We start from the raw sequence: 24,441 nt of genomic DNA on the forward strand, positions 1-24,441 counted from the left end.
TGTTCGGTGCTCATTCTTGATCGTCCCCACCTATCTCAGTTTTACCTGCTAAGGTATTTTGCTCTGTAGCCATTTCCAGGAGTTGTTCTTTTAGACGTTCATTACTTGCAGCCCGATTTTTAAGATCGCTAAGCTGCTCACGTAAATCCATGAGCTTTTTAAGCGGTTCTACCTGGCGTACAACATTGTCTGGAGAAAAATCATCAATGCTATTGAAGGTCAGCGAAACGGCCAGTTTTCCATCCGTACCTGTAAGCGTGTTATCCACCAAAAACTCAGCTTCAGGTTTCATTGAACGCATAACCTCATTAAAGTTGTCTTTATCAACATTAATGAATTTACGATCTTTCAATGTATCGGAACTTTGGGTGAAATCACCCATCACACCCACAACCAAAGGGAGTTCCTTTGCCGTTTGTGCATCACCTATTTCAACATCATAGGTAATTTGTACTCGCGGTGGGCGAGCTTTATCCAGTTTATGTTGTGTATTGCTCATGAGTTTATCCATTAAATAAAAGATTGAGTGTTAAAACATTATTTAGCAAAAAAAAAGCCATGCAGTTAGCGTCAAGGCCGTTGGAAGCCATTTCTTAAATGCGGTGTTATGAAAGAAAACACCGATGACAAACAAATATTTAACAACTCTACTGAGGTTTTTATAGCTAAATCCTCAGAATCAGAATCAGAATCAGAATCAGAATCATGAAATGATATTGCTATGATCCTTATTTATCATGTCTGTGACCGGCAAGTGTAATCGCCATTATCCGTTAGTTGGGAAATTAGACAGGAAGGTGTATTTCTTAGCAATGAAAATGTTATTAATTAATCATTATTAATCAAAACAGTAAAAATGAATGTGTAGGAAATTAAATTTCCGCTCTTAATTAAGATGGGCCTTAACTTGTTTAGCTTTTTGTCTTTGTGTTAAGATCATTATTTGGGTATGGTCCTTTCTCCGGTACTGTTGCCTATTGTGGTTTCTCATAATTGAATAGTACACGGAGTTGAATACATGCCTATTGGAGACTAAGGATAAGTGGAAATGGAGCAGTGTAGCTCAAGTGGTTCATATAACTATATGATAAATGATGAGATAATCTTCAATCCTGATAAGCGAGTTTTGTATCGTGTGGATGACGAAGCCAATGTTGAAACTCTTAATACCCCCACAACAAAATGCTTTCTTTTGCTAATATCACGCAACGGAATCGTTGACCAGGCAACTATATACTCATATGTCTGGGGTGAAAATGAGAGCATGATCACACCCAACAATCTATATCAAAATATTTCGCTCATTCGCCGCGCGCTATCAAAGTTAAGTCCAGGTCTCAATTTAATAAAAACAATCCCCAGAATAGGTTTTTCGATAGATACCGAGATAAAAGTTGAAAAAATTCCTTCGGAGAAAGTTGAGTATGATGAAAGCCATGAAAGCCATGAAAGCCATGAGCGCCATGAAAATCCGATAGAGGTAAAAAAAGAGCCAGCTCCTGGTGTTAATGTTGCTGCAAACGACGTTGTAAAAAATAAAATGCTCCATCCTATGGCCATCATTTCATTGGCTGTCTTGACTACCATTGCCTCGGCGTTATTTGTTTCCAGTACATCACGTCAGTCTTCGTACTTTCTTAGCTATCATGCGTACCTTAATAATGATGGATGCAATATATATACCTCAGTAACGACACAAAGAGATATCAAGTTTGTTACCGATAAGTTAATCAGCAAATGTGAAAGAACGCCATGGAATTATGTTTCCTACAGTAATCTATTTTCTGATATTTCTGTTATTTCATGTGCGCAGCCGCTGGGAAGCAATAAAAAAAATAGTTGCAAGTCAGCTTGTTTTTTTGTGGGGAGTTGATGTGTGAATAATAGACGATATTTAATGATGATATCATTTCTTGTTTTTTTACTTATTGTTGTCATATCGGTGGGCGGGCTACGGCGTTATCATGCCAATCACTTTAGCTGTAATGGGGTATATTCTGTATCCTACAATGACGTTGTGCTTCATGCTAATGCGCGAATGACATTTTCCGGCAGTGAAGGAACGGCTGTTCTAAGTGGAGTACTCGAAAGTGATTCAACTAAAGTCAGTAATATTGTTATTTCTACAATGTTTGATGTTAGGAGGGTTAAAGAATCATTTGTACTGACTGCAACAAAAAATACAGTTGAACTAAGTGATGAAAAAGAAAAAATTGAAAGGATTTTGCCGGAGTTTTATTATAATAAAGGGTCGAGTGTGATTTATGATATTCTTCCTCAGGGAGACGATTACCTTTTTTTAAGAGGAGGGGTTCCGGTATTTTTCTGCAAGCGATAATATAGCTCCATTCATTTATAGTTCAGGCTTTCTTAAAAAAATACGTTATGCCACCTCAAGCGTGGGGTGGTCTTTTCCTATATATTTAATTTTTATTTAATAGTGATGAAATGGTGTTGCTTAATGTTAAATTAGAATGTCATTGTTATTCAGTGAATGCCATTTTTTTGCATTGATCTATTTATTTAATTGACCTGGATGGTAGTGTCTTCTAAATTGATACCGGTGCGCCAAAATAGTATCCTTGCATATAATTTACTCCGCATTTATGAAGTAAATCTCTTTGGGTTTTTGTTTCAACACCCTCAGCAACAAGTATGGTATTGACCAGAGAGGATAAATAAACTAACGATTTTATCGTACTTTCATAAATCAGACTGTTACCATGCGTTAGAGACAATTCCCTGTCGAGTTTGAGCATATAAAACCCCATTGCTTCAATGTATTTTATGGATATGGAGTTGTTGCAAAAATTAATTGCAATATCTATATTGTTTTCTGACAGTGATTTTATTGCATCAATCATGCTATCTGTCAGTATTGCTCCATTGCCTTCCACCAGCGCCAGAACGAGTTTTATGTCTTCTCTTATCTTTTTCCTGAACGAGAGCAAATACTTCATGAAAGAGTTGGATAATAGTTGATTGGGAATAATATTGAAGCTGATGAAGCCATCAGGCGATAGCTTGTCAGTGATCTCCTCTATTCGCTCATTGACATGGCTCATTAAGCATATCGTCAAGTGGTTGTATTCTACGTTTGACTTGAAGGTGTGTACCAGTGAGTCTGGTGATAGGTATTTTTTAATGGGCGTTTCCTTCATCACCCTAAGTAATATTTCAAAGCCAATAATGCGGCCTGTGTTACAGTTTGTCACTGGCTGTGAATACGGTTCTATAATATATTTAAACACTGTAAGCCTTTATAAGTGTATTGAATCTAATAGAAACTAATACCGCATAATTTCCCTTCAGATAATTTCAGGTGAAGTTGTTATTGATTGTCTTCAGTCTTTTTGATGTTTTTTTAATGATTGGCTCCTTTTTAATGACCCTAAGCAGGGCTAAACTTTAACGATAAAATTGTTACCAGTAAATAAATACAAACTTAATTTTCCCTGTTTAGTCTTAAGCACCTGGTGGAACAACGTGAGGGTGTTAAAAATAATTCTTATTTTTTTATCATCGGAAAAAAGAGTCTTAATGGGGCGATTTATGCGCAGTAGTCCGTGAAAAAGAGAACTTCGCCGTTTGCTATGCATAAAGGCTTACCGTCGGTATTTTTTCATCGAGTTTACTAGCCGTTAGGGCTGAAAAAACGGTTATTTTTACTAAAAACAGATGCATGTCCCTTGGCTTGCTTTACACTATGTGGCAAACAAAGAGCTGCGTCCGATAGGGAAAAAGATGGCGACATTGAAAGACATTGCGGTTGAGGCGGGCGTTTCGCTGGCGACGGTTTCACGGGTGTTGAATGACGACCCCAGCCTGAATGTGAAAGAAGAGACCAAGCGGCGGATCCTTGAAATCGCGGAAAAGCTGGAATACAAAAACAGCAGTTCGCGCAGAATGCTGGCTAATCCCGTTGGACAGCATCATTTTTTGGCTCTCTACAGCTATCAGCAAGATCTGGAAATTAACGATCCCTACTATCTGGCTATTCGCCACGGTATTGAGACGCAATGTGAGAAACTCGGGATCGAACTAACGAATTGTTATCTCGGGCATTCTTTGCCTGAAATGAAAAAGGTGACCGGCGTCCTGGTGGTGGGCCAGCCTTCCGACGCGACGCGCGAAACCTTGCGCGCGATGACAGATAATCTCTGCTTTATTGACTTCCATGAACCGGGTAGCCAGTACGATGCCGTAGACATTGACCTGGTGCGCATTGCTAAAGAGGTGATCGATTTCTTTATTGCCCAGGGCATGTCGCGCATCGGTTTTATTGGCGGTCAGGATAGGCCGGGAAAAGCCGATATTCGTGAGATAGCATTTGCTGAATATGGCCGCCTGAAGGGAGTGGTGTCCGAGAGCGACATCTGGCGCGGTGGTTTCTCGAGCTCATCAGGTTACGAACTGGCAAAAACGATGCTCGCCCAGGAAGATTACCCCTCTGCGCTTTTTGTGGCATCTGATTCCATTGCGATTGGCGTATTACGTGCCATTCACGAGCGCGGACTAAAGATCCCGGACGATATTTCGCTGATCAGCGTGAACGATATCCCCACCGCACGTTTTACCTTCCCGCCGCTTTCCACGGTGCGCATCCATTCCGAAATGATGGGCAGCCAGGGCGTTAATCTGCTGGTTGAAAAGGCCCGCGATGGCCGGGCCCTGCCGCTCAATGTCTTTGTTCCCAGCGTGCTTAAACTACGCGGTACCACGCACTAGCTTACTTTCACGCCGGAGAACAATCGTTTTCCGGTGGTCTCCCTGGTCTGTCGATATCCCCCTGTCCTGAACGCTCATTTTGTGATCGAGTTAAAGCAAATGGCCTTCGCTCGTTTTATTTGGTAAAAATTTTACTAAAATTAAACGTAATTATTTAGTCAGTACAGGGAGGCGAGATGAATCGCTGGGAAAATCTGCAACTTACTCATGAAAACAGGCTGCCGCCGCGCGCCTATTTCTTCGCTTATGATTCACTGGCGAAGGCCCGCTCGTTTGTACGTGAAAACAGTAACCACTTTTTGTCCCTTAGCGGGCAGTGGAACTTCCGTTTCTTTACTAATCCGCTCTTAGTTCCAGAGGCATTTAGCACAGAGTTGATGGCGGAGTGGGGCACAATCACCGTGCCGGGAATGTGGCAGATGGAAGGCCACGGCCAGCTGCAGTACACCGACGAAGGTTTTCCTTTCCCTATTGATGTGCCGTTTGTGCCGAGCGATAACCCAACGGGGGCGTACCAGCGGATGTTTACGCTGGGCGAAAACTGGCAGGATAAACAAACGATTATCAAATTTGATGGCGTAGAAACTTACTTTGAAGTCTACGTGAATGGCCGGTACGTTGGGTTCAGCAAAGGGAGCCGCCTGACGGCCGAGTTTGATATCAGCGCGGCGGTGAAAACCGGCGATAACCTGCTGGCTGTCCGCGTCATGCAGTGGGCTGACTCGACCTATATTGAAGACCAGGATATGTGGTGGACGGCGGGGATTTTCCGCGATGTTTACCTGGTTGGGAAGCATCCCCTGCATGTTCAGGATTTCACGCTGCGTACCGATTTCAGCGACGACTACCGCAACGCGACGCTTGCCTGCCAGTTGATGCTGGAAAACCTCACAACCCAGGCTGCCGGAGCCACGCTGGAATACACCTTGTTTGATGGCGACACCGCGCTTTATCGCGGGGTGAAAGAGCATTTAACGGTTGATCGGCAGCTCAATATCGACTTTTCGATTGACGTCAAAGCACCTCAGCAGTGGTCGGCGGAAAATCCTTATCTTTACCAACTGGTGATAACGCTCAAAAATGCGATGGGTGAGGTGCTGGAAATCATTCCCCAGCGCGTGGGATTCCGCGATATCAAGGTCCGCGATGGCCTTTTCTACATCAACAATCACTATGTGATGCTGCACGGCGTTAACCGCCACGACAATGACCACCTCAAAGGCCGGGCCGTGGGGATGGATCGTGTTGAAAAAGACCTGCAGCTAATGAAGCAGTACAACATCAACTCAGTGCGAACGGCACATTATCCAAACGATCCACGTTTCTATGAGCTGTGTGACATCTATGGCCTGTTCGTCATGGCGGAAACGGATGTGGAATCGCACGGTTTTGCCAACGTCGGTGACCTGAGCCGCATCACGGACGACCCCGCCTGGGAGCACATCTACGTAGAGCGCATTGTGCGTCACGTCCATGCCCAGAAGAACCACCCGTCGATCATCATCTGGTCACTGGGAAATGAATCTGGCTACGGCTGCAATATCCGCGCGATGTATCGCGCCACAAAGGCGCTGGATGACACCCGGCTTGTGCATTACGAAGAAGATCGTGATGCGGAGGTCGTCGATATTATCTCGACCATGTATACCCGCGTTCCGCTGATGAATGAGTTTGGCGAATATCCCCATGCCAAACCACGCATTATCTGTGAATACGCCCACGCCATGGGCAATGGGCCTGGTGGGTTAACGGAGTACCAGAACGTCTTTTATCAGCACGAAAGTATCCAGGGGCATTACGTCTGGGAATGGTGCGATCATGGTATCCAGGCCACCGATGAAACTGGCGCGGTGCGGTACAACTACGGCGGTGACTATGGGGATTACCCTAACAACTATAACTTCTGCCTGGACGGGCTGATTTTCTCCGATCAAACGCCCGGGCCGGGGCTGCAGGAATACAAACAGGTTATTGCGCCGGTTAAAGTCCGGGCCGAAGATCTTTCGCGCGGCTTGCTGCACGTTGAAAATAAACTGTGGTTCTCAAGCCTGGACGATTACACCCTGAACGTCGAAGTGCGCGCCGAAGGCCAGACACTTTCCAGCCAGCGGCTAAAAGTTGAGGGGCTGGCGGCCAACAGCGGCCGCGATGTAGCCATAACATTGCCTGCGCTCGACGAACGCGAAACCTTCGTCAATATCACCGTGACCAAAGACTCCCGCACGCTCTATAGCGAAGCCAACCACCCGATTGCGGTTTATCAGTTCCCGTTAAAAGCGAGCACGTTGGCAAAAGTACCGCACTGCAATACCAGCGCGACGCCGCTGCAAATCGTTGATGACCGCCTGAGCTATCGTGTCATCGGCCACAATTTCCAGGCTGTGTTCTCAAAAGTCAGCGGCAAGCTTACGGCGTGGCTGGTCAATGGGGTCGAACAGGTGACGCGTGAGCCGAAGATTAACTTCTTCAAGCCCATGATAGATAACCACAAGCAGGAGTTCGAGGGGCTGTGGCAGCCGGCACATTTGCCGATTATGCAGGAGCATTTACGCGGATTCAGCGCTGAAATGCACGGCGATGTCGTGACGATCGTTACGCAGACTATCATCGCCCCGCCGGTGTTTGATTTTGGTATGCGCTGTACCTACCGCTGGCAGGTCACCCCGCAAGGGCATATCAACGTCGAAGTGCAGGGCGAGCGCTATGGTGATTACCCGCATATCGTGCCGTGCATTGGCTTTACGTTAGGGATTAACGGCGCCTTTGAACAGGTGGATTATTACGGCCGTGGCCCGGGCGAGAACTATGCCGACAGCCAGCAAAGCAACATCATTGACCTCTGGCATACCACCGTGGACGACATGTTCGTCAATTATCCCTTCCCACAGAATAACGGCAATCGCCAGCACGTGCGCTGGGCTTCATTGACCGATCGCCACGGCAGCGGCCTGCTGGTTGTGCCGCGCCAGCCTATCAACCTCAGTGCCTGGCATTACACCGCTGAAAATCTGCACGCCGCGCAGCACTGCAATGAGCTGCAGCGCAGCGACGACATCACGCTAAACCTTGACGTTCAACTGCTCGGACTCGGCTCCAACTCGTGGGGAAGCGAGGTGCTGGACAGCTGGCGCGTGTGGCTCCACGCCTTCAGCTACGGTTTTACGCTGTTGCCGCTGGAAGGCGGGCGTAACACCTCGCAGGCGCTGGTTAATCACGATTTCGGCACAGATTTCTTTTCTCCTGTTTCACATAGCGAGGCTGAACAATGAGAGTTCTCGAGAATTTAGAACAGTTTAAGCAGATCTATCACAGCGGCCGGAAGTGGCAGCGCTGCGTGGAAGCTATCAATAACGTCGACAACATTCGTCCCGGCGTGGCCCATTCCATTGGTGATTCCCTCTCATACCGGGTGAGTACCGACAGCTGCACCGACGCGCTGTTTGTGGGGAGTCGTCGCTATTTTGACGTGCACTACTACCTGCAGGGTCGGCAAAAAATTGAGTTTGCGCCGAAAGGGCAGTTGAAAACGGTGGCCTGCTACCGGGACGAAACCGACCGGGAATACCTGAAAGGCATCGGCGACATCGTGACGGTGACCGAAGGGCAGATGGTGATCTGCGACCCCGAGGAAGCTTACCGTTTCATCAGCGATGAGTGGGTAAAAAAAGTGGTCCTCAGAGTCACGATTGAAGACGGCTATTTCCTTAATAAATAACGCCAGTTTCGATGCGTACCACGGCCAGCGGTATACTCCGCTGGTCTTCCCTGTACCCTCCCCATGACGGGGATGTGAATTTTTGGAGGACGTATGTCCACATCCATTCGGGCAAAAATAGGCAAGTTTGCCCTGCTGTCGATGGCGTTTACGGCGGTCTTTAACGTACGAAACATCGTCAATAACAACATTGAGTTAGGGCTAAGCTCGGCGCCGATTTTCTTATTTGCGACGGTGGTGTACTTCATTCCCTTCGTCTTTATCATCGCCGAATTTGTTTCGGCGAATAAAAATTCTGAATCAGGTATGTACGCCTGGCTGAAACAGCCGCTGGGCACGCGGGCGGCCTATCTGGGGTCGTTTCTGTACTGGTTTGTGAACCTGTTCTTTTTCCTGTCGCTGCTGCCAAACGTGGTCGCCTACGCCTCCTACGCCATCATGGGCTATGCCATTCCGTTCTCACCGATGATCACGTCGTTGATTTCGATTGTGCTGTTTGCGATGGCGACGCATATCTCGACCAAAGGGGCGACGTGGCTGGGGAAAATCTCAGAGTGCGTGGCCTATGGTGTCTTTGCGCTGTTTGCTATCTACGTGGTCGGCGCATTAACGGCGTTGGGCAGCGGGCACGTTCCTGCGCAGCCGATCACGCTGGAAGCGATGGCACCAACCATCAACTGGGCCACCTTGGGCATTATGTGCTGGATTTTTCAGGCGGCAGGCGGGGCAGAAACCGTTGCGGCGTATCTGAATGACACGAAAGGGGGCCAGAAATCCTTCATCAAAGTGATCATTACCGCCGGAGTGCTGATTGGCGGCATGTACGCGCTGGGCTCGCTGTTGGTGAACGTTTTTGTCGCGCGGGAAGATCTCACCTATGCGGCCGGTATGGTAGAAATCTTCACCGGCCTGGGCGCATATTTCCATGTTTCTGAAGCATTAATGGGGCGATTTGTCGGCATTATTCTGTTTATTGCCATTTTCGGCAGCATGATGATGTGGACTGCCGCGCCGGTCAAAATCCATTTCTCGGAAATTCCGGAAGGCATTTATGGCAAGAAAACCACTGAGCTGAATGAGCACGGCGTGCCGGTACGGGCGGCCTGGTGGCAGTTTGTCTTCGTACTGTTAATGCTTATCGTCAACGGTTTTGGCTCCGCCAGCGTCCAGCAAATGATGAACACGGCCATTAACCTGACGGCGGGCACGGCCATGCTGCCGCCAATATTTATTATGGCGGCTTACTTTGTCTTCCGTTGGAAACACGATGACACGCCGCGAGATTTCCGTATGGGGTCAAGAAAAGTGGGGATGGGGGTTGTCTCCATGCTGATGCTGATCTTTGTCGTCAGCATGACCGCCTCGGCATTCCCACCGGGGGTCGATCTGGTCAACGCGTTCTTTATTAACGTCTTTATGACGGCAGTATTCTCGGGCCTGGCCTGGTGGTGGATCAGTCGCTTTGAGAATAAACAGAAGGCAAAGCGGCAGAGCAGCCCGGATTTCACCTCCCGACCATCGAAATAATTCCGCCCCTGGCCAGCCGTTTTGCGGCTGGCTAAGCCTTCACCCTCCCGCCATTTTCGCGATGGGGTTAAAGCAAACTGGCTTTGTGTTTTTTACTAAAATTTTACCAAAATAAATTATAAAAATTAACGTCCTCTTCCCTACAAAAGAACGCAGCCCTGAAGACTGCGTGGAGATGTGTTATGTCTGAGACGAAGCGTAATACTATCGGTAAATTCGGTCTGCTCTCCCTGACGTTCGCGGCCGTGTACAGTTTTAATAACGTCATTAATAACAATATCGAGCTTGGGTTAGCGTCAGCGCCGATGTTTTTCCTGGCCACGCTGCTTTATTTCATTCCGTTCTGTTTAATCATCGCCGAGTTTGTTTCGCTGAATAAAAACTCGGAGGCCGGGGTTTATGCCTGGGTTAAAAGCGCGCTGGGGGGCCGCTGGGCTTTTATTACGGCCTACACTTACTGGTTTGTTAACCTGTTCTTTTTCACTTCTCTGCTGCCGCGCGTTATCGCCTATGCATCCTACGCGTTCCTCGGGTATGAATACATGCTGACGCCGGTCGCCACCACGGTGCTGAGCATGGCGCTGTTCGCCTTATCAACGTGGGTTTCAACCAATGGGGCAAAAATGCTGGGGCCAATCACCTCGGTGACATCCTCCCTGATGCTACTGCTGACGCTCTCCTATGTCTTATTGTCAGGGGCGGCGCTGGTGGGCGGTATTCAACCGGCAGACCCCATCTCCGTAGAGGCGATGATTCCCAACTTTAACTGGGCATTTCTTGGGATCACAACCTGGATATTTATGGCGGCGGGCGGGGCCGAATCGGTGGCCGTGTACGTCAACGACGTGAAAGGCGGGTCTAAATCCTTTGTGAAAGTGATAATCCTGGCCGGAATATTTATCGGCTTACTGTATTCCGTCTCCTCGGTGCTGATTAATGTTTTTATCAGCAGTAAAGAGCTGAAATTTACCGGGGGATCGGTACAGGTTTTCCACGGCATGGCGGTCTATTTCGGTCTCCCGGAAATCGTGGTCAACCGCTTCGTGGGCCTGGTGTCATTTACCGCGATGTTTGGGTCGCTGCTGATGTGGACGGCAACGCCGGTGAAAATCTTCTTCTCGGAAATCCCCGGCGGTATTTTTGGTGAAAAAACCGTGGCGCTAAATAAAAACGGCGTGCCCGCGCGTGCCGCCTGGATTCAGTTCCTGATTGTGATCCCGCTGATGATTATCCCCATGCTGGGATCCAGCACCGTCCAGGATTTAATGAACACCATAATCAACATGACAGCCGCTGCTTCCATGTTACCCCCGCTGTTCATCATGCTGGCGTATCTCAATTTACGCCGTAAATACGATCATCTGCCGCGTGATTTTAAAATGGGATCGCAGAGAACCGGCATGGCCATCGTCTCAATGCTCATTGCGATTTTCACCGTCGGTTTTATCGCCTCCACGTTCCCAACCGGCGGCAATATATTGACGATCGTTTTCTATAACGTGGGGGGAATAGTGATTTTCCTGGGCTTTGCATGGTGGAAATACAACATATACATCAAAGGATTAACTACAGAAGAGCAAGTAAAGGAAGCCAGGCCGGTGGTGCATTCGGTCTGATCTCAACGGCACGTCATCGCAGACGCTGGTTTCCATAAAGGCTGGATGCCCCCGGCCAGAATAGCCGGGGGCAGTTTGACATACTGGGTCTGAACATCATTAATCAAAACTGACAAACCGGCAGGGCAAACAAAACGGCAACCGCCCGGCCGAAGGCTCAGTAATAGCAACGACTTTACCGGCAAGTAACTTCATAACGTTCCCCATTTCATTCATGAGATTCCGAATCTCAGTGTGAATCTTTCTGTTAATTTTCCTGATGTGTGTCGCCGGGTGATTTCAACGGGTTATCCGTAAGCCTATGCTCGGGTTGTGCAATAAAAACCCTGGTTCTTGCTTTTTAATTCAATGCCGGGTGGGTAAGAATGGAAACGTCTCACTCTCCTTCAGAACGGAAACATATAGGTTGCTCTAAGAGGAAAATCTTCGCCTTAAATAGGGGGGCAGGCTTGAGCCTTAACAAGGCCATGCAGCAGGACGTTCTGGCAAAAAAAGAATGGACAATGCGGTGGTGGCGTTGTTTCACAGTGACTTGCAACAAGGGAGCCTGAACGATAATGGGGCAGAGAAAAAAAGAATTCAGTAGAGGTGTGTTGACGTCAAAATGGTACGCCCTACAGGGTTCGAACCTGTGACCTACGGCTTAGAAGGCCGTTGCTCTATCCAGCTGAGCTAAGGGCGCACGGAGTAATGCAGAGAAACATTACGGCTTGATGCGGGGTGGATTATACGGTCAGCACCTCTTGAGTCAATGGCTTTTCAACCACCTGCGCGACAAATGAGCATAAACCTACATCAGTGCCTGACAGCGGGCCGCGCATCTGACAAAATAGCAGCAACCCCCTTCCTTTAAGTTTACAGATGGAATTCTCTCTCTGATGGCAGCAAAGATTATTGACGGTAAAACGATTGCGCAGCAGGTCCGGCTTGAAGTTGCTGAAAAAGTAAAAGCCCGAGTTGCCGCAGGAAAACGTGCCCCTGGTCTGGCCGTTGTATTGGTGGGAGCGAACCCTGCGTCCCAGATTTATGTCGCGAACAAACGCAAAGCCTGCGAAGAGGTTGGTTTTGTCTCCCGCTCTTATGATTTGCCGGAAACCACCAGCGAAGCGGAGCTGTTAGGGCTGATCGATGCGCTAAACGCGGACGCCGAGATTGACGGCATTCTGGTACAGCTGCCGCTGCCTGCCGGGATCGATAACGTCAAAGTGCTTGAGCGTATCGACCCGGACAAAGACGTGGATGGCTTCCATCCATACAACATTGGCCGCCTGTGCCAGCGTGCGCCGCGCCTGCGTCCGTGTACCCCGCGCGGTATCGTGACGCTGCTTGAGCGCTACAACATCGACACCTACGGCCTGAACGCGGTCATCATTGGCGCGTCCAACATCGTGGGTCGCCCGATGAGCATGGAACTGCTGCTGGCCGGTTGCACCACGACCGTAACGCACCGTTTCACTAAAAACCTCCGCCAGCACGTTGAGAACGCCGACCTGGTGATTGTCGCCGTGGGCAAACCTGGCTTTATTCCGGGTGAATGGATTAAAGAAGGCGCTATTGTGGTGGACGTCGGCATCAACCGTCTGGAAAGCGGGAAAGTGGTCGGGGACGTAATTTATGATGAAGCAGCCGCCAAAGCCTCGTATATTACGCCGGTTCCGGGTGGCGTAGGCCCAATGACGGTTGCCACCCTAATTCAGAATACCTTGCAGGCCTGCGAGGAATATCATGATGTTGATGGAGAGTAATAATGGCGACCTTCTCATTAGGTAAACACCCTCACGTTGAACTGTGCGACTTGCTCAAGCTGGAAGGCTGGTGTGAAAGCGGCGCGCAGGCAAAAGCGGTGATTGCCGAAGGCCTCGTGAAGGTGGACGGTGAAGTTGAAACCCGCAAGCGCTGCAAAATTGTGGCGGGGCAGACCGTCGTCTTTGAGAGCCTGAGCATTACCGTTCAGCCTTAATCGCGCGCGCCCTTTTCAGAACGAAAAGGGCTGGCATCAACTCTCCTTGCCGTTTGGGTGAAGGAGAGTTGCAGAGCCTTTCCCGCCTCAGAACCCAATTACCTTATCAATACCAGGCTTAAAAACCTGCGTCACTTCAAATATTCGATAACAATATGGCAACAGCGCAGAATTCAGTTGCGGGGCAAAAACCGTTTCGGCACTCTAGGTAGAACGTTCTACTAGAACGTTCTACCTACCATAAAAACGCGTGAACAGACAAAACGCGGTTACTGCGTCTGCACCGGGGGAAACGTCCATGAGTCTGTTGTCCAGTGTTGTTAAATCGTTATCAAAGCTTTCCATGATTGGCCGTGCGTTAATGCTGCCTATCTCTCTGCTGCCTGCCGCAGGTTTACTGCTGGCGTTCGGCGATAAGTTTCACTTACCGCTGATGATGAACGCGGGCGGGGTTATCTTCGATAACCTGCCAATGCTGTTTGCCATCGGTTCTGCCGTAGGTCTTGCTGCAGAATCGGGTATTGCCGCGCTGTCGGCGGCGGTGTCGGTGTTTATCATCAACATTACCATTGGCACCGTCATGCACATCACGCCGGAAATGGCCTCTGCGGGCGGGAAATATGCCATGGTGGTCGGCATCCCGACGCTGCAAATGGGCGTTTTTGGCGGGCTAATCTCCGGTATCCTGGCGGCGTGGTGCTACAACAAATTCCACACCATGCAATTGCCGGAATTCCTCGGCTTCTTCTCCGGCAAGCGTTTTGTCGCCATCGCGACGGCGTTTCTCTCCTTCCTGTTGGGGATGGTGTTGCCGTGGGTGTGGTCGTACATTCAGTCCGGTATTGATGCGCTGTCGGTGGTGGTTAACGGAGATAATCAGGCCGCATCAACCTTTATCTTCGGGCTGGTTGAGCGCGCTTTAATCCCGCTGGGCCTGCACCACATCTGGTATCCGTCCTTCTGGTACTCCTTCGGGGAATACACCACCCATACAGGGCAGGTGATTCACGGCGACCAGACGATTTGGTTCAAAATGCTGGAAGAGGGCGTGAAGTCCTTCAGCAGCGACAGCTACCAGAATGCGGGTAAATTCATGCAGGGCGAGTTTCCGCTGATGCTGTTCGCGCTGCCTGCGGCCTGTCTGGCGATGTACCATGAAGCCAACACCAAGAATAAGAAAATTGCCTCCGGTATTCTGTTCTCCGCGGCGCTGACCTGCTTCCTCACCGGGATCACCGAGCCCGTTGAGTTCACCTTCATCTTCGTGGCTCCGATTCTGTATGTGTTCAACGCGGTGATGGCTGGCCTGTCTTATATGTGCATGTACCTGCTACATGCCCATATCGCCAAATCGTTCTCCGCCGGGATGATCGACTACATCTCCTTCGGGATCCTGCCGTCGTTCAACGGCTACCAGACTAACTTCCTGATGGCGGTGGTCGTGGGCGTGCCGATGGCGCTGATTTACTACTTCACTTTGCGCTTCGTGATTCGCCGTTTCGACGTGAAAACGCCGGGCCGTACCGAAGTCACCGCTAACGCGGGAGACAAAACCGACACCGAACTGGCGGGCGATATCATCGGCCTGCTGGGCGGGGCACCAAACATCAACTCCGTGGGCTCCTGCATTACCCGCCTGCGCCTGGAAGTGGACGACAGTTCGATGGTCGACAAAGACGGCCTGAACAGCCTGGGCGCTCGCGGCGTGGTATTCGTCGGCGATTCGGGTATCCAGGTCATATTTGGTGCCAGAGCGCAATTTATTGCACAGACAATGTCGACGATGATCGGTAAATAATGTAATACCTTTCGGCCTCCTGTATGTTTCAGGGGGCTGAAATTTATGGATGTGCGGTTACAGGGGTGGAATGAAAAAGGTCAACATCATTGATGTCGCTGAGCTTGCGGGCGTATCGGTTTCGACGGTTTCGCTGGTGCTTCGCCAGAAGGGCAAGATCTCTGAGGCGACCATTGATAAGGTCAATGCCGCTATCAAGGAACTCGGCTATGTGCATAACGTTGCCGCCGCCAACCTTCGTTCCAGCACCTCTAACCTGATTGGCCTGATTATTCGTGACTTTAACAACTCTTTCTCCGTCAACGTCACCGCGAGCGTTGTTCAGCAGCTCGAAAAACAAGGCTACATGGTGTTTCTTGGCCAGCCGCGCGACGGAGAGCAACAGCTGCGCAACTGCCTGACCTCGTTTAGCCAGCAGGGCGTAGCCGGGGTCATTTATCTGGCCGCCGACTGCCACTCCGCTGAGGTTCCCCAGGCCATTACCGACTGCCCGCTGCCCACGGTGGTTATCTCTGAATCAACCATTACCAGCACCCGTGATGTGATTGGGCGGGATAATCGTCAGGCCGGTAACCAGGCCACGCGTTTTCTCATTGAGCGCGGCCACCGCAATATTGCCTGGCTGGGAGGCACAAAAAGCTGTCTCATCCGCGCCGAGCGGCTGTCTGGCTACCGCAGCGCCCTGCAGCAGTATGGCTTGCCGTTCAGAGAAGAGTGGGCGCCGGAATGTGCAGACGACACATCGGCTTCGGCTTTTGCCACGCGCCTGATGCTGGAAAAGAGCAACCAAATTACCGCCATGCTGTGTCATTCTCCGGCGGCGATCATCGGCGCCATCACCGGTATTCAGCAAGTGGGTCGTACCGTTGGGAAAGACGTTTTCTTAACGCAGCAGGTCTCGCTGATTGGTTTTGAGGATATGATGTACATTAATCTGACCTCGCCGAGCTTTACCTATGTTTCTGCCTCCAGTGAAGAGACCGGGCGACAAGCTGCCGCATTAATTGTCAGCAAAATTAAACAGCCGGAACTTCCTGCCCAGAGAATTATCATTTCTGGTGAACTGGTGCCGCGCGAATCTGCATAACGGGAAGTATATTATCCGTCCGTTATTATTATGCTATTAATCCCTTTCACCCACATTAATGGCATATTATTAACGCATTATTTTCATTTTTATTTCAATTAATCATGAAATCAGCCTGAGATTGCAAACCGCATATATTCTGGTCAGAATAGTCGCTTCTCTTTCAGAATTTTCTCTTAAATATGCTCAAGCGAATTATTCCCTCTCTATTATTAATGCTGGGTTTTTATACCGGAAACGCGCTGGCGGTTGATTGCCAGCGAGCGGCCAGGCCGCTGGAAAACACCATCTGCAATAACGACACCCTGCACTGGCTGGACAGCACGATGGGCGCCATTTATCGCTCTATGCTGGTGAAGGGTAATGGCGCGCAGGTGCATAAAGACTATCTTGAGTGGGAAAAATCGCTTGAAAACTGTACCACCGACGGCTGTATTGAACGAGCCTACTATGAAGGCATCAGCCGAATTTCCGGGGTGAAAGAGGGCTTTGACTGGCAGGGTACATGGTGGAACATCACGGCAGCTAATCGAAGCGGGGGCAAATTAACCTTTAGCCGTAATGCAGAATGGTCATTAACCCTTGATATCAGAGCCTGGGCTGGCATAAACCATGACGACTTCACAGCAGAGGCCCAGAAAATATACGGCATGGTGATAGTGGAGAAAGTACAAAGCACCAGTAACTGTAAACTGCTGCTTATCCCGAGGCAGAATGGCTCGGTCCAGGTGCACAGTAATGGCGAATGGGGCTGTAAATTGTCGATGCCGGTGGGGGTATTTGTTGACGGACGCTATGTGAAAAGCGCCAAGGACCCACGTCCGAAAGCCACGTTGCTGTCCATTGGTATATTCCCGGATGTTGAAACCGACAATCGCTTCAGAGAGATGGTGGGCAATGACTACCAGAATTTTGTGGATGCCGCAAATGTCTATATCTATCAGGATGATATAGACAATATTGGCGCGAAGGTGATTGCCATGTGGGTACGGGGTGAAGCCAATCGCCATACGGCAATTATCATGTACACCCCGGAAGGTAAAATGTGGGCGGCGCGAACGTCGCCGGGTAAAAAAGGGGGGCAGGAAGCCAAGTTTTACCGCTCGAAGAGCAATGAGGCAGACCCGCTGCCGCGCACTATCCGGGGCTGGAAGCTGCGGTTTTTAGATAAGTAGCTTTGCTCAAGCCGCCACTTCTTTCAAACTTAACGTCGCTTCAGGTCGTTACCCTCACCCTGGAAGGGAGAGGGCCGGGGTGAGGGGGAAATCACGCCAATGTCCCGACAATCTTCAAATCACTGTCGTCCGGCACCTCGTTATAAGACAACACATGCAGCCCGGTGCTAAACAGGCGGCCATAGCGCGCCAGAATCGGGCGAAGCTGTGGGGTAACCAGCAGCAAAGGCGGCAGGCTTTTCGCCCTCATCTGCTCGTAAATCATCGGCATGGTATTTTGCAGCTGCGACAGAATATTGGGGTCAACCGGGAAGCTGTCCAGTGCCACTTTCCCGGCCTGTTGGGCCTGATTCAGGGCGTTCAGCAGCAGGTTTTCCAGCTCGTTATCCATGGTGTAGGCGGCAAGCTGACCGCGGTCGCCGTTGATGTTATGCAAAATAGCGCGCCGCAGGGCGTAACGCACATCGGCACACAGCAGCTGCGGATCTTTGGTCACCGCGGCGCTTTCCAGCAGCGTGGCGGCAATGGTGACAATGTCTTTCAGCGACACCTGTTCCAGCAGAAGCTGCCGGTACACTTTCAGCAACTGGCTGAAATTCAGCGCAGCATTTAAGTCTTCCGCAAGCTTGGGAGCCTGCAGCGCCAGGCGCGCATGGAGATGCGTGATATCGTCATAATTAAACAGATCGGGCAAATGCTGGCGCGCCACTTTGTTGACGTGCGTGGCCACCACGCTGGCGCAATCCACCACCTGATAGCCAAGATTTAACGCCCGCGCTTTTTGGTCGGGATCAATCCAGACGATAGCCATGCCGTAAGCCGGATCGGTATCCAGCACGCCGTCAATCTCGCCGTACAGTTCGCTGCCGGGGATCGCCATCAGTTTTTCCGAGTTCACTTCCCCCAGCGCCACTCGAATACCATTGATGTGGATGGCGTACTGGGCGGGTTTGAGGCGGAAGTTCTCACGGATGCGGATCTCTGGCAACAGCACGCCGCAGGTCTCAGAGATAACCTGTCGCGCCCCTCGAATACGCTGCGAAAGCGGGCTGCCTTTGGCCGTATCCACCAGCGAAACCAGCTTGTAGCCAAGGTTCAGACCAATCGGCTCGACCAGCGGAATGCTGTCCCAACTGACGGTAGGTTCCGTGTCGGGGCTGAGCGCCTCCTGAATCGCCAGAATGTCATCATCCTGCTGCTGCGCAGGCTGTACCACTTTGCTCTGCCGCCAGGCGGCAAACAGCAGCAGAGCGGTAAAGCTCAGGAAGGCGATATGCGGCATACCCGGCACGATGGCCAGAATAAACATCACGAACGCAGCGGTATAAAGTACGTTCGGGCGGGCGAGCAATTGCGTTTTAATTTCGTGGCTAACGTCGGCGTCGTCGCTTACTCGGGTCACGATAATAGCGGCCGCAGTCGCCAGCAGCAGGGATGGGATCTGCGCGACCAGGCCATCACCAATCGTCAGCAACACGTACTGCTGGAAGGCGTGGCTGGCATCAAGATCGTATTTAAAAATACCAATACAAATCCCGCCGATCACGTTGATGATAAGCACCATGATCCCGGCAATGGCGTCGCCGCGCACGAACTTTGAGGCCCCGTCCATCGCGCCGTAGAAATCGGCTTCGTTGGCAACGTCTTTACGCCGGGTTTTGGCCTGTTGCTGATTAATTAATCCGGCATTCAGGTCGGCATCGATCGCCATCTGTTTGCCGGGCAGGGCGTCAAGGGTAAAGCGGGCGGACACTTCAGAAATACGTTCTGCGCCTTTGGTGACCACCACGAAGTTAATTATGGGGGCGGTCACCGAAGAAGAGCGGAAAGAGATTGTCTCTTTGCTTAACAGCGACTCGCTGTTTGACGGCATGTCCGGGATGCCGATTACCCAGCTAAACGGCTCCGGAGGCAGCGTTACTGTTCTGGCCGGGAAGCCAAAGCCGGATGATGCCAGCCAGGCTATTCAGCAGGATGTTGCTGCGCTACAGGCATTGACCAATGCGGCAAGCCATGGGGAAAGTCTGGAAGACGTGAACCGCCGCTCAGAGCAGGAAATTGAAGATTTGGCCCGGGTGATCATGAAGATCACTTCAGCCTATGAGGCGCAGTCTAATCTGCAAATCGAGATCGTGCCGCAGGGGCTGCGTATTCTGGTGCAGGATGATCAAAAACGAGAAATGTTCCAGCGCAGCAGCGCCATTCTGACTCCCTTTTTTAACCGCCTGCTGACGGAGTTTGCTACGGCGCTGAACGCCATTGACAACAAAATTATTATTACCGGACACACCGATGCGACGCGTTTTCGTGACCAGGAGCTTTACAACAACTGGAACCTTTCCGGCGAGCGTGCCATGCAGGCGCGCAAAGCGCTGGCGAAGGGCGGGCTGGATACCGGAAAAGTGCTGCAGGTTAGCGGGATGGCTGACCAGATGTTGCTCGATCCTGACCATCCGCTCAGTTCGGCCAACCGCCGTATTGAAATCATGGTGTTGACCCATTCCGCTAGCGCTTCGCTGTATCAATTCTTTGGTCAGCATGGCGAAAAAGTGCTTAAGCCGCTGGCCGAGCGCGTGGCGCAGCAGCCCTCCGCGGCACGCTAAGTTTTCAGGTATTTGTGTTGCTTATGTCTATTTCCACCTCAATTGTCTCCACTTTTTCGCCTGCGTCCGAACTCTCCCGGCGTAGGGCGGGATTTTTTTTTCTGCTGCTATTCGTCCTGTTTTCGTCCCAGGCCTGGGCTTCACCCGCGAAAAAGTCTAAAGCAAGCGTGAAGCGCACACAGATCGCGCAGCCGCAGAGTAAAGAAGCCCGTGAACGGATGAAAAATCGTGCAAGGCTGCTTACCCGTGCCAAAAATCGCCTTGCAGTTGTCCCGCCTACGCCCGAACAGAAAAAGCGTCAGGCTGCTGAAAAACTGGTCGCTCGTGCCCTGAACCGTGAGCAGCTCGCCATGCACACTCGCTGGCGTCCTGGGCTGATGGGGGGCTCAGAAGGTCTGTGGCCGTTGGCGACCGAAGCGCTTATGGCTGAGATGGTAAGCCCGCGTGTGGAAGCCACTCTCCACAAAGTGATAGCGCGGCTCAAGCAACAGTTGGGCAAACCCTATGTCTGGGGTGGACAGACGCCCGAGCAGGGCTTCGACTGCAGCGGGCTAATCTATTACGCCTATAACAAGCTGCTTAGCCAAAAGCTGCCGCGTACCGCCAACGGTATGTTTCAGGATCGGCGATTAAAGCGAATAAGTCAGCGCCAGCTTCAGCGTGGCGATCTGGTGTTTTTCAGTATCAAAAGCCAGGATCGCGCCGATCACGTCGGGGTTTATTTGGGAGAAGGGCAGTTTATCGAGGCGCCCAGAACCGGGCTGAATATCCGCATCAGCCAACTGGCAGACAATTACTGGCAGGATCATTACCTGGGGGCGAAGCGTATTTTGACCGAGGAGGCGGTTCTGTGAGGTCAGACCCCTCACCCCGGCCCTCTCCCTTTTAGGGAGAGGATAAGAAGCCGTCCCTCCCGAAAGAGAGACCGCCGCCGCGAATTGAATTAGCGGTGAAATTCACCGGCAGATTCAGGCTGGTAGTGCAAAGCGAGCACTTCAAGGTGAGTCTGACTGCCGTTTGGCAACGTCCAGTTGATACTATCGCCAACCCGCAGGCCGAGCAGCGCGGCACCGACTGGAGCCATAACAGAAAGCTGGTTATCGCTGTCGGTCAGGTTCGCCGGGTAAACCAGCGTGCGTACGTGGACTTCCTGAGTGCTTAAATCGCGAAACTCTACGCGGCTGTTCATGGACACCACATCCGACGGCATCTTCTCCGGGCTGCACATCTCCGCGCGATCCAGTTCGGCGTTGAGCGCCTCTGCCACCGGGGCTTTGGCGTACTGCGGCTGTTCCAGCAGGCGGTCAAGGCGTTCGGCGTCTAGTTCGTTAATGATGATGGCAGGTCTGGACATAGTTCTCTCCGTGTAAAAAAGCAGGGCACTCATGTGCTGAAATCGTACAAAGAAAAACCCCCACCGAAACCGGCGAGGGTTGTTCACGTAGGACCGATGATACTGAGCTTAGCCCGGAGTTGAAAGCGAGATCAGTCACATTTTGGCTTCCCCCGAGTCCCTTACAGAATCACGCTCCCCAGCGCCGCCAGCAGGAAGGCGATGGTGCCGATCAGCGTTTCCATCACGGTCCAGGTTTTCAGCGTCGTTTTCTCATCCATTTCCAGGAAACGCCCCACCAGCCAGAAGCCGGAGTCATTCACGTGAGACAGGACGGTAGCGCCCCCGGCAATCGCGATAACGATAAAGCACAGGTCAAACTGGCTCAGGCCCGTGGTGGCTTCGACCATCGGTGAGACCAGCGCGGCGGTAGTAGTCAGGGCAACGGTGGCTGACCCTTGAGCAACGCGAAGCGCAGTCGAGATAACAAAGGCGGCAACGATAACCGGCATGCCGGTGTCTGAGAGGACGCCAGCCAGCGCGTCACCAATGCCGCTTGCGCGTAGCACGCCGCCGAACATACCGCCCGCTCCGGTCACCAGGATAATGCCGCAAATCGGGCCGAGTGCGCCGTCACATACCTTTTCAAGATGCTGGCGGCTATGTTTGCCGCTGAAGACCATCAGGGCAAAAAAGACGGTAATCAGCAGCGCAATAGGCGTTTTGCCCAGCATGCGCAAGAAGTTCACCAGCGTATTGTCGGCGCTGACCCAGCCGAGCACAGTGGCGGTGTTGAGGCCGGTATCGAGGAAGATCAGCACCAGCGGCATCAGTAAAATTGTCATGACCATGCCGAATGACGGCGGCTGGTGATTCTGATCCACTTCGACTTTACCGAGGAAAGAACTCGGCAGAGGAATATCGAATTTCTTCCCGGCATACAGCCCGAAGAGATAGGCCCCGAGATACCAGGTCGGGATGGCGATAATCAGCCCTACCACAACCAGCAGACCGATGTTCGCCCCCAGCAGTTCGCTGGCGGCCACCGGGCCTGGATGCGGCGGCAGAAGCGCGTGCATCACCGCAAAAGCACCGGCCGCCGGGAGCGCATATTTCAGCGTTGAGCCGCCGAATTGCTTGGCGACGCTGAAGATGATCGGCAGCATCACCACCAGACCCGCGTCAAAGAAGATCGGGAAGCCAAAAAGCAGTGACGCGACGCCAAGGGCAAAAGGTGCCCGGTGAGCGCCAAAGGTCCCAACCAGGGTGTCCGCCAGCACCTTTGCGCCGCCGGAAATTTCCAACAGGCGGCCAATCATGGCGCCGAGTCCAACTAATAAAGCGACGCCTGCCAGGGTGCTGCCAAAGCCACCCAGGATCGTGGGTACAATTTTGTCGAACGGCACGCCTGTGACGAGTGCCACAATGACGCTGACCAGGGTCAGCGCCAGGAAGGCATGTACGCGAAAGCGCATGATCAATACGAGCAGGAGCACGACGGAACAGGCGGCAATACCCAGCAGGCTTCCTGCGCCTAAACTTGTTGTTATTTCGGTCATTTTATTTCCCCAGTGGCAAATTCTCAGATGAATGCACCAAAAGCGTGTTATTGGGTGATGCTGATACCGGTAACATGATATCGGTAACATCCGGTTGCCTGTAAATGAACTCTGTAATGTTTGTTAACATTCTGGGACGAAGTTCAAACAATCAAAATAATCAGTGCGAAAGGTGAGCGGGGGAATTGTTTGGCTGGGAAAAGTCTGACACGCGCCTGACTTACACCATCAGGGAGCGAAATACTGCGGGGGCCACCGTGTAGCACGGGGCCCGGCGGCTTTTAACGAGCAGGGTGTTCCGCTATCGGCAACAAGAGCTCTTTGAGAATTTCATAGCGCTGCTGCGGCGAGAGCCAGATAAACCCCAGCAGTTTTTGCTGGCTGCCTTCACGCTCGAACTGCGCCCTTAGCTGCAGTAAGTACCGTTTTGTTCTGTTCATGGTCACCTCCAGGTTCGTTACCTGAAGGCTATAACCAAAAAACCGGAACAAATAGTGATGCGATTAATTTTTGACTTCAGTATTTATTCTGTCAGTAGCCAACTGCGTCCAGGCGGAAGCTCTTCCCGCAGTTGCCGGGGTGTTTTTGCGGGGCAAAGGAGGCAGTTTGCAGCGGTTGGTTAATCTTGTCTGCCAGCAGGGAGATCTGCATTTCCGTGAGGTAGGCGGGATTACCGTCACAGGTTAGCTTGATAGCATTCACCGCATCGCTGCCCCAGGTTTGCTTCACGGCTTGGTTAAACGCCTTACGCGTCACCACCTGGCCGTAGTGCTGAGCCAGGAACTGGCCAAAAGCGCTGTGTTTCACTTCTCCATTCAGGCGCACCATCGTGCCGAAGTAATCGTCGGGGTTAAAGCCAAAGCAAACGCCGTGCTTGGCGTATTCGTAGCGCTCCAGGCAGGATTGCTCCCCGGCGCCGGGCATCACGCCCGCCAGCTTTGAGGTCATTTCAACGGAAAGCCCGGTATCCGGCGCGGCGCATTTGTTTGAAGCCCTGGCTTCGGCCATATTCGGCACCGGGCGAGTGGCGCAGCCGTAGCGCATCCAGCGTTTTTCATCGACGCCGCGTGACGCGACAGATTTTGGCAGACCGGGCCAGAGGCCGTGAACGGTCAGGAAGGCACTTTTATCCGCCTGTTCCTGCTGGGCTTTACACTCCGCGGGTTCGTTGCGATTGCGGTCGTGCATGCTCTGACAGAAGCCGGTTTGCCAGGAGAGCGCCAGCACGTAGCGATCAAAATCCCCGTACTGGCTGGGCTGCAGGGCGTCGGCAAACGCAAGTGGACTAAGTAAAAGCGGCGTGCAAAGCAGTAAATGTCGCGGTGTGAAATTCATCATTA

The 24,441-nt window shown here is 51.4% G+C and carries 20 protein-coding genes, 1 tRNA gene and 1 pseudogene; 14 read left to right on the forward strand and 8 right to left on the reverse strand.

All coding sequences use genetic code 11. The annotated features are described in order from the left end of the window. Positions 1-10 precede the first annotated feature (10 nt). On the reverse strand, positions 11-499 hold the full coding sequence (gene tssB, locus AAIE02_RS01645) for a type VI secretion system contractile sheath small subunit (RefSeq protein ID WP_166994513.1): 489 nt from the start codon (positions 497-499) through the stop codon (positions 11-13). 549 nt (positions 500-1,048) lie between these two features. On the opposite strand from tssB, the gene AAIE02_RS01650 reads away from it, so the two are divergent. Continuing rightward, the gene (locus AAIE02_RS01650) at positions 1,049-1,873 is read left to right on the forward strand and encodes a winged helix-turn-helix domain-containing protein (protein WP_498531868.1); all 825 of its coding nucleotides are present in this window, start codon (positions 1,049-1,051) and stop codon (positions 1,871-1,873) included. A gap of 3 nt (positions 1,874-1,876) precedes the next feature. Then, on the forward strand, positions 1,877-2,338 hold the full coding sequence (locus tag AAIE02_RS01655) for a YqeJ family protein (protein ID WP_498531869.1): 462 nt from the start codon (positions 1,877-1,879) through the stop codon (positions 2,336-2,338). A 211-nt stretch (positions 2,339-2,549) separates the two neighbouring features. Here AAIE02_RS01655 and AAIE02_RS01660 read toward each other — a convergent pair whose 3' ends face one another. Then, entirely contained in the window at positions 2,550-3,251 is a 702-nt protein-coding gene (locus AAIE02_RS01660; RefSeq protein ID WP_498531870.1) for an EAL domain-containing protein, read from the reverse strand. A gap of 493 nt (positions 3,252-3,744) precedes the next feature. On the opposite strand from AAIE02_RS01660, the gene ebgR reads away from it, so the two are divergent. From ebgR to AAIE02_RS01685, 5 genes are all read left to right on the forward strand, one after another. Continuing rightward, positions 3,745-4,728 (forward strand): transcriptional regulator EbgR, encoded by a 984-nt coding sequence (gene ebgR / locus AAIE02_RS01665; protein ID WP_166994518.1) that lies wholly within the window; start codon positions 3,745-3,747, stop codon positions 4,726-4,728. A gap of 176 nt (positions 4,729-4,904) precedes the next feature. Beyond that, complete coding sequence (gene ebgA / locus AAIE02_RS01670; RefSeq protein ID WP_498531871.1) at positions 4,905-7,997, forward strand: beta-galactosidase subunit alpha; 3,093 nt, start codon at positions 4,905-4,907, stop codon at positions 7,995-7,997. Then, entirely contained in the window at positions 7,994-8,443 is a 450-nt protein-coding gene (locus AAIE02_RS01675; RefSeq protein WP_166875917.1) for a beta-galactosidase subunit beta, read from the forward strand. The genes ebgA and AAIE02_RS01675 overlap by 4 nt, the downstream gene beginning before the upstream one ends. Before the next feature lie 93 nt (positions 8,444-8,536). Next, entirely contained in the window at positions 8,537-9,970 is a 1,434-nt protein-coding gene (locus tag AAIE02_RS01680) for an amino acid permease (RefSeq protein ID WP_498531872.1), read from the forward strand. A gap of 182 nt (positions 9,971-10,152) precedes the next feature. Beyond that, on the forward strand, positions 10,153-11,586 hold the full coding sequence (locus tag AAIE02_RS01685; RefSeq protein WP_498531873.1) for an amino acid permease: 1,434 nt from the start codon (positions 10,153-10,155) through the stop codon (positions 11,584-11,586). A 605-nt stretch (positions 11,587-12,191) separates the two neighbouring features. On the opposite strand, the gene AAIE02_RS01690 is transcribed toward AAIE02_RS01685, so the two are convergent. Then, positions 12,192-12,268: transfer RNA gene (locus AAIE02_RS01690), tRNA-Arg, on the reverse strand. A 196-nt stretch (positions 12,269-12,464) separates the two neighbouring features. Between AAIE02_RS01690 and folD the strand changes: the two genes are divergently transcribed. The 5 genes from folD to AAIE02_RS01715 all read left to right on the forward strand — a co-directional run bounded on the left by folD (position 12,465) and on the right by AAIE02_RS01715 (position 17,606). Beyond that, positions 12,465-13,331, forward strand: a complete 867-nt coding sequence (folD, locus tag AAIE02_RS01695) for a bifunctional methylenetetrahydrofolate dehydrogenase/methenyltetrahydrofolate cyclohydrolase FolD (protein WP_008455989.1) — start codon at positions 12,465-12,467, stop codon at positions 13,329-13,331. 2 nt (positions 13,332-13,333) lie between these two features. Next, positions 13,334-13,546 (forward strand): ribosome-associated protein YbcJ, encoded by a 213-nt coding sequence (gene ybcJ, locus AAIE02_RS01700; protein WP_008455991.1) that lies wholly within the window; start codon positions 13,334-13,336, stop codon positions 13,544-13,546. A gap of 298 nt (positions 13,547-13,844) precedes the next feature. Then, entirely contained in the window at positions 13,845-15,344 is a 1,500-nt protein-coding gene (locus AAIE02_RS01705; protein WP_498531874.1) for a PTS transporter subunit EIIC, read from the forward strand. Between the two features lie 70 nt (positions 15,345-15,414). After that, complete coding sequence (gene malI / locus AAIE02_RS01710) at positions 15,415-16,431, forward strand: Mal regulon transcriptional regulator MalI (protein ID WP_008455994.1); 1,017 nt, start codon at positions 15,415-15,417, stop codon at positions 16,429-16,431. Between the two features lie 182 nt (positions 16,432-16,613). Beyond that, the gene (locus AAIE02_RS01715; protein WP_498531875.1) at positions 16,614-17,606 is read left to right on the forward strand and encodes a lysozyme inhibitor LprI family protein; all 993 of its coding nucleotides are present in this window, start codon (positions 16,614-16,616) and stop codon (positions 17,604-17,606) included. Between the two features lie 91 nt (positions 17,607-17,697). Here the strand turns inward: AAIE02_RS01715 and AAIE02_RS01720 are convergent. Continuing rightward, positions 17,698-19,407, reverse strand: a pseudogene (locus tag AAIE02_RS01720) (flagellar biosynthesis protein FlhA); the annotation flags it as partial. Between AAIE02_RS01720 and AAIE02_RS01725 the strand changes: the two are divergent. Both AAIE02_RS01725 and AAIE02_RS01730 read left to right on the forward strand, forming a co-directional pair. Continuing rightward, on the forward strand, positions 19,406-20,209 hold the full coding sequence (locus AAIE02_RS01725) for an OmpA family protein (RefSeq protein WP_336708392.1): 804 nt from the start codon (positions 19,406-19,408) through the stop codon (positions 20,207-20,209). The pseudogene AAIE02_RS01720 and the gene AAIE02_RS01725 sit on opposite strands and share 2 nt — an antisense overlap. 17 nt (positions 20,210-20,226) lie before the next feature. Beyond that, entirely contained in the window at positions 20,227-21,063 is an 837-nt protein-coding gene (locus tag AAIE02_RS01730) for an NlpC/P60 family protein (protein ID WP_166994522.1), read from the forward strand. 89 nt (positions 21,064-21,152) lie between these two features. On the opposite strand, the gene rnk is transcribed toward AAIE02_RS01730, so the two are convergent. The 4 genes from rnk to rna form a co-directional block, all read right to left on the reverse strand. Further along, positions 21,153-21,563 (reverse strand): nucleoside diphosphate kinase regulator, encoded by a 411-nt coding sequence (gene rnk / locus AAIE02_RS01735; protein WP_008456004.1) that lies wholly within the window; start codon positions 21,561-21,563, stop codon positions 21,153-21,155. Positions 21,564-21,724: 161 nt separating this feature from the next. Next, a complete protein-coding gene (locus AAIE02_RS01740; RefSeq protein WP_008456007.1) occupies positions 21,725-23,101 on the reverse strand; it encodes a GntP family permease in 1,377 nt (458 codons plus the stop codon). A gap of 281 nt (positions 23,102-23,382) precedes the next feature. Continuing rightward, positions 23,383-23,541, reverse strand: coding sequence for a hypothetical protein (locus AAIE02_RS01745; RefSeq protein WP_157141387.1), 159 nt, complete (start codon positions 23,539-23,541; stop codon positions 23,383-23,385). A gap of 91 nt (positions 23,542-23,632) precedes the next feature. Next, the gene (gene rna / locus AAIE02_RS01750) at positions 23,633-24,439 is read right to left on the reverse strand and encodes a ribonuclease I (protein WP_498531876.1); all 807 of its coding nucleotides are present in this window, start codon (positions 24,437-24,439) and stop codon (positions 23,633-23,635) included. Between the last annotated feature and the right edge of the window lie 2 nt (positions 24,440-24,441).

The sequence above is a fragment of the Cedecea sp. Ae19-4 genome (assembly GCF_059801165.1).

Coding starts and splice junctions, on each gene's coding strand:
- tssB (WP_166994513.1), bottom strand. CDS start 499: ATGAGCAATACACAACATAAACTGGATAAAGCTCGCCCACCGCGAGTA.
- AAIE02_RS01650 (WP_498531868.1), top strand. CDS start 1,049: ATGGAGCAGTGTAGCTCAAGTGGTTCATATAACTATATGATAAATGAT.
- ebgR (WP_166994518.1), top strand. CDS start 3,745: ATGGCGACATTGAAAGACATTGCGGTTGAGGCGGGCGTTTCGCTGGCG.
- ebgA (WP_498531871.1), top strand. CDS start 4,905: ATGAATCGCTGGGAAAATCTGCAACTTACTCATGAAAACAGGCTGCCG.
- AAIE02_RS01675 (WP_166875917.1), top strand. CDS start 7,994: ATGAGAGTTCTCGAGAATTTAGAACAGTTTAAGCAGATCTATCACAGC.
- AAIE02_RS01680 (WP_498531872.1), top strand. CDS start 8,537: ATGTCCACATCCATTCGGGCAAAAATAGGCAAGTTTGCCCTGCTGTCG.
- AAIE02_RS01685 (WP_498531873.1), top strand. CDS start 10,153: ATGTCTGAGACGAAGCGTAATACTATCGGTAAATTCGGTCTGCTCTCC.
- folD (WP_008455989.1), top strand. CDS start 12,465: ATGGCAGCAAAGATTATTGACGGTAAAACGATTGCGCAGCAGGTCCGG.
- ybcJ (WP_008455991.1), top strand. CDS start 13,334: ATGGCGACCTTCTCATTAGGTAAACACCCTCACGTTGAACTGTGCGAC.
- AAIE02_RS01705 (WP_498531874.1), top strand. CDS start 13,845: ATGAGTCTGTTGTCCAGTGTTGTTAAATCGTTATCAAAGCTTTCCATG.
- malI (WP_008455994.1), top strand. CDS start 15,415: ATGAAAAAGGTCAACATCATTGATGTCGCTGAGCTTGCGGGCGTATCG.
- AAIE02_RS01715 (WP_498531875.1), top strand. CDS start 16,614: ATGCTCAAGCGAATTATTCCCTCTCTATTATTAATGCTGGGTTTTTAT.
- AAIE02_RS01725 (WP_336708392.1), top strand. CDS start 19,406: ATGGGGGCGGTCACCGAAGAAGAGCGGAAAGAGATTGTCTCTTTGCTT.
- rnk (WP_008456004.1), bottom strand. CDS start 21,563: ATGTCCAGACCTGCCATCATCATTAACGAACTAGACGCCGAACGCCTT.
- AAIE02_RS01740 (WP_008456007.1), bottom strand. CDS start 23,101: ATGACCGAAATAACAACAAGTTTAGGCGCAGGAAGCCTGCTGGGTATT.
- AAIE02_RS01745 (WP_157141387.1), bottom strand. CDS start 23,541: ATGAACAGAACAAAACGGTACTTACTGCAGCTAAGGGCGCAGTTCGAG.
- rna (WP_498531876.1), bottom strand. CDS start 24,439: ATGATGAATTTCACACCGCGACATTTACTGCTTTGCACGCCGCTTTTA.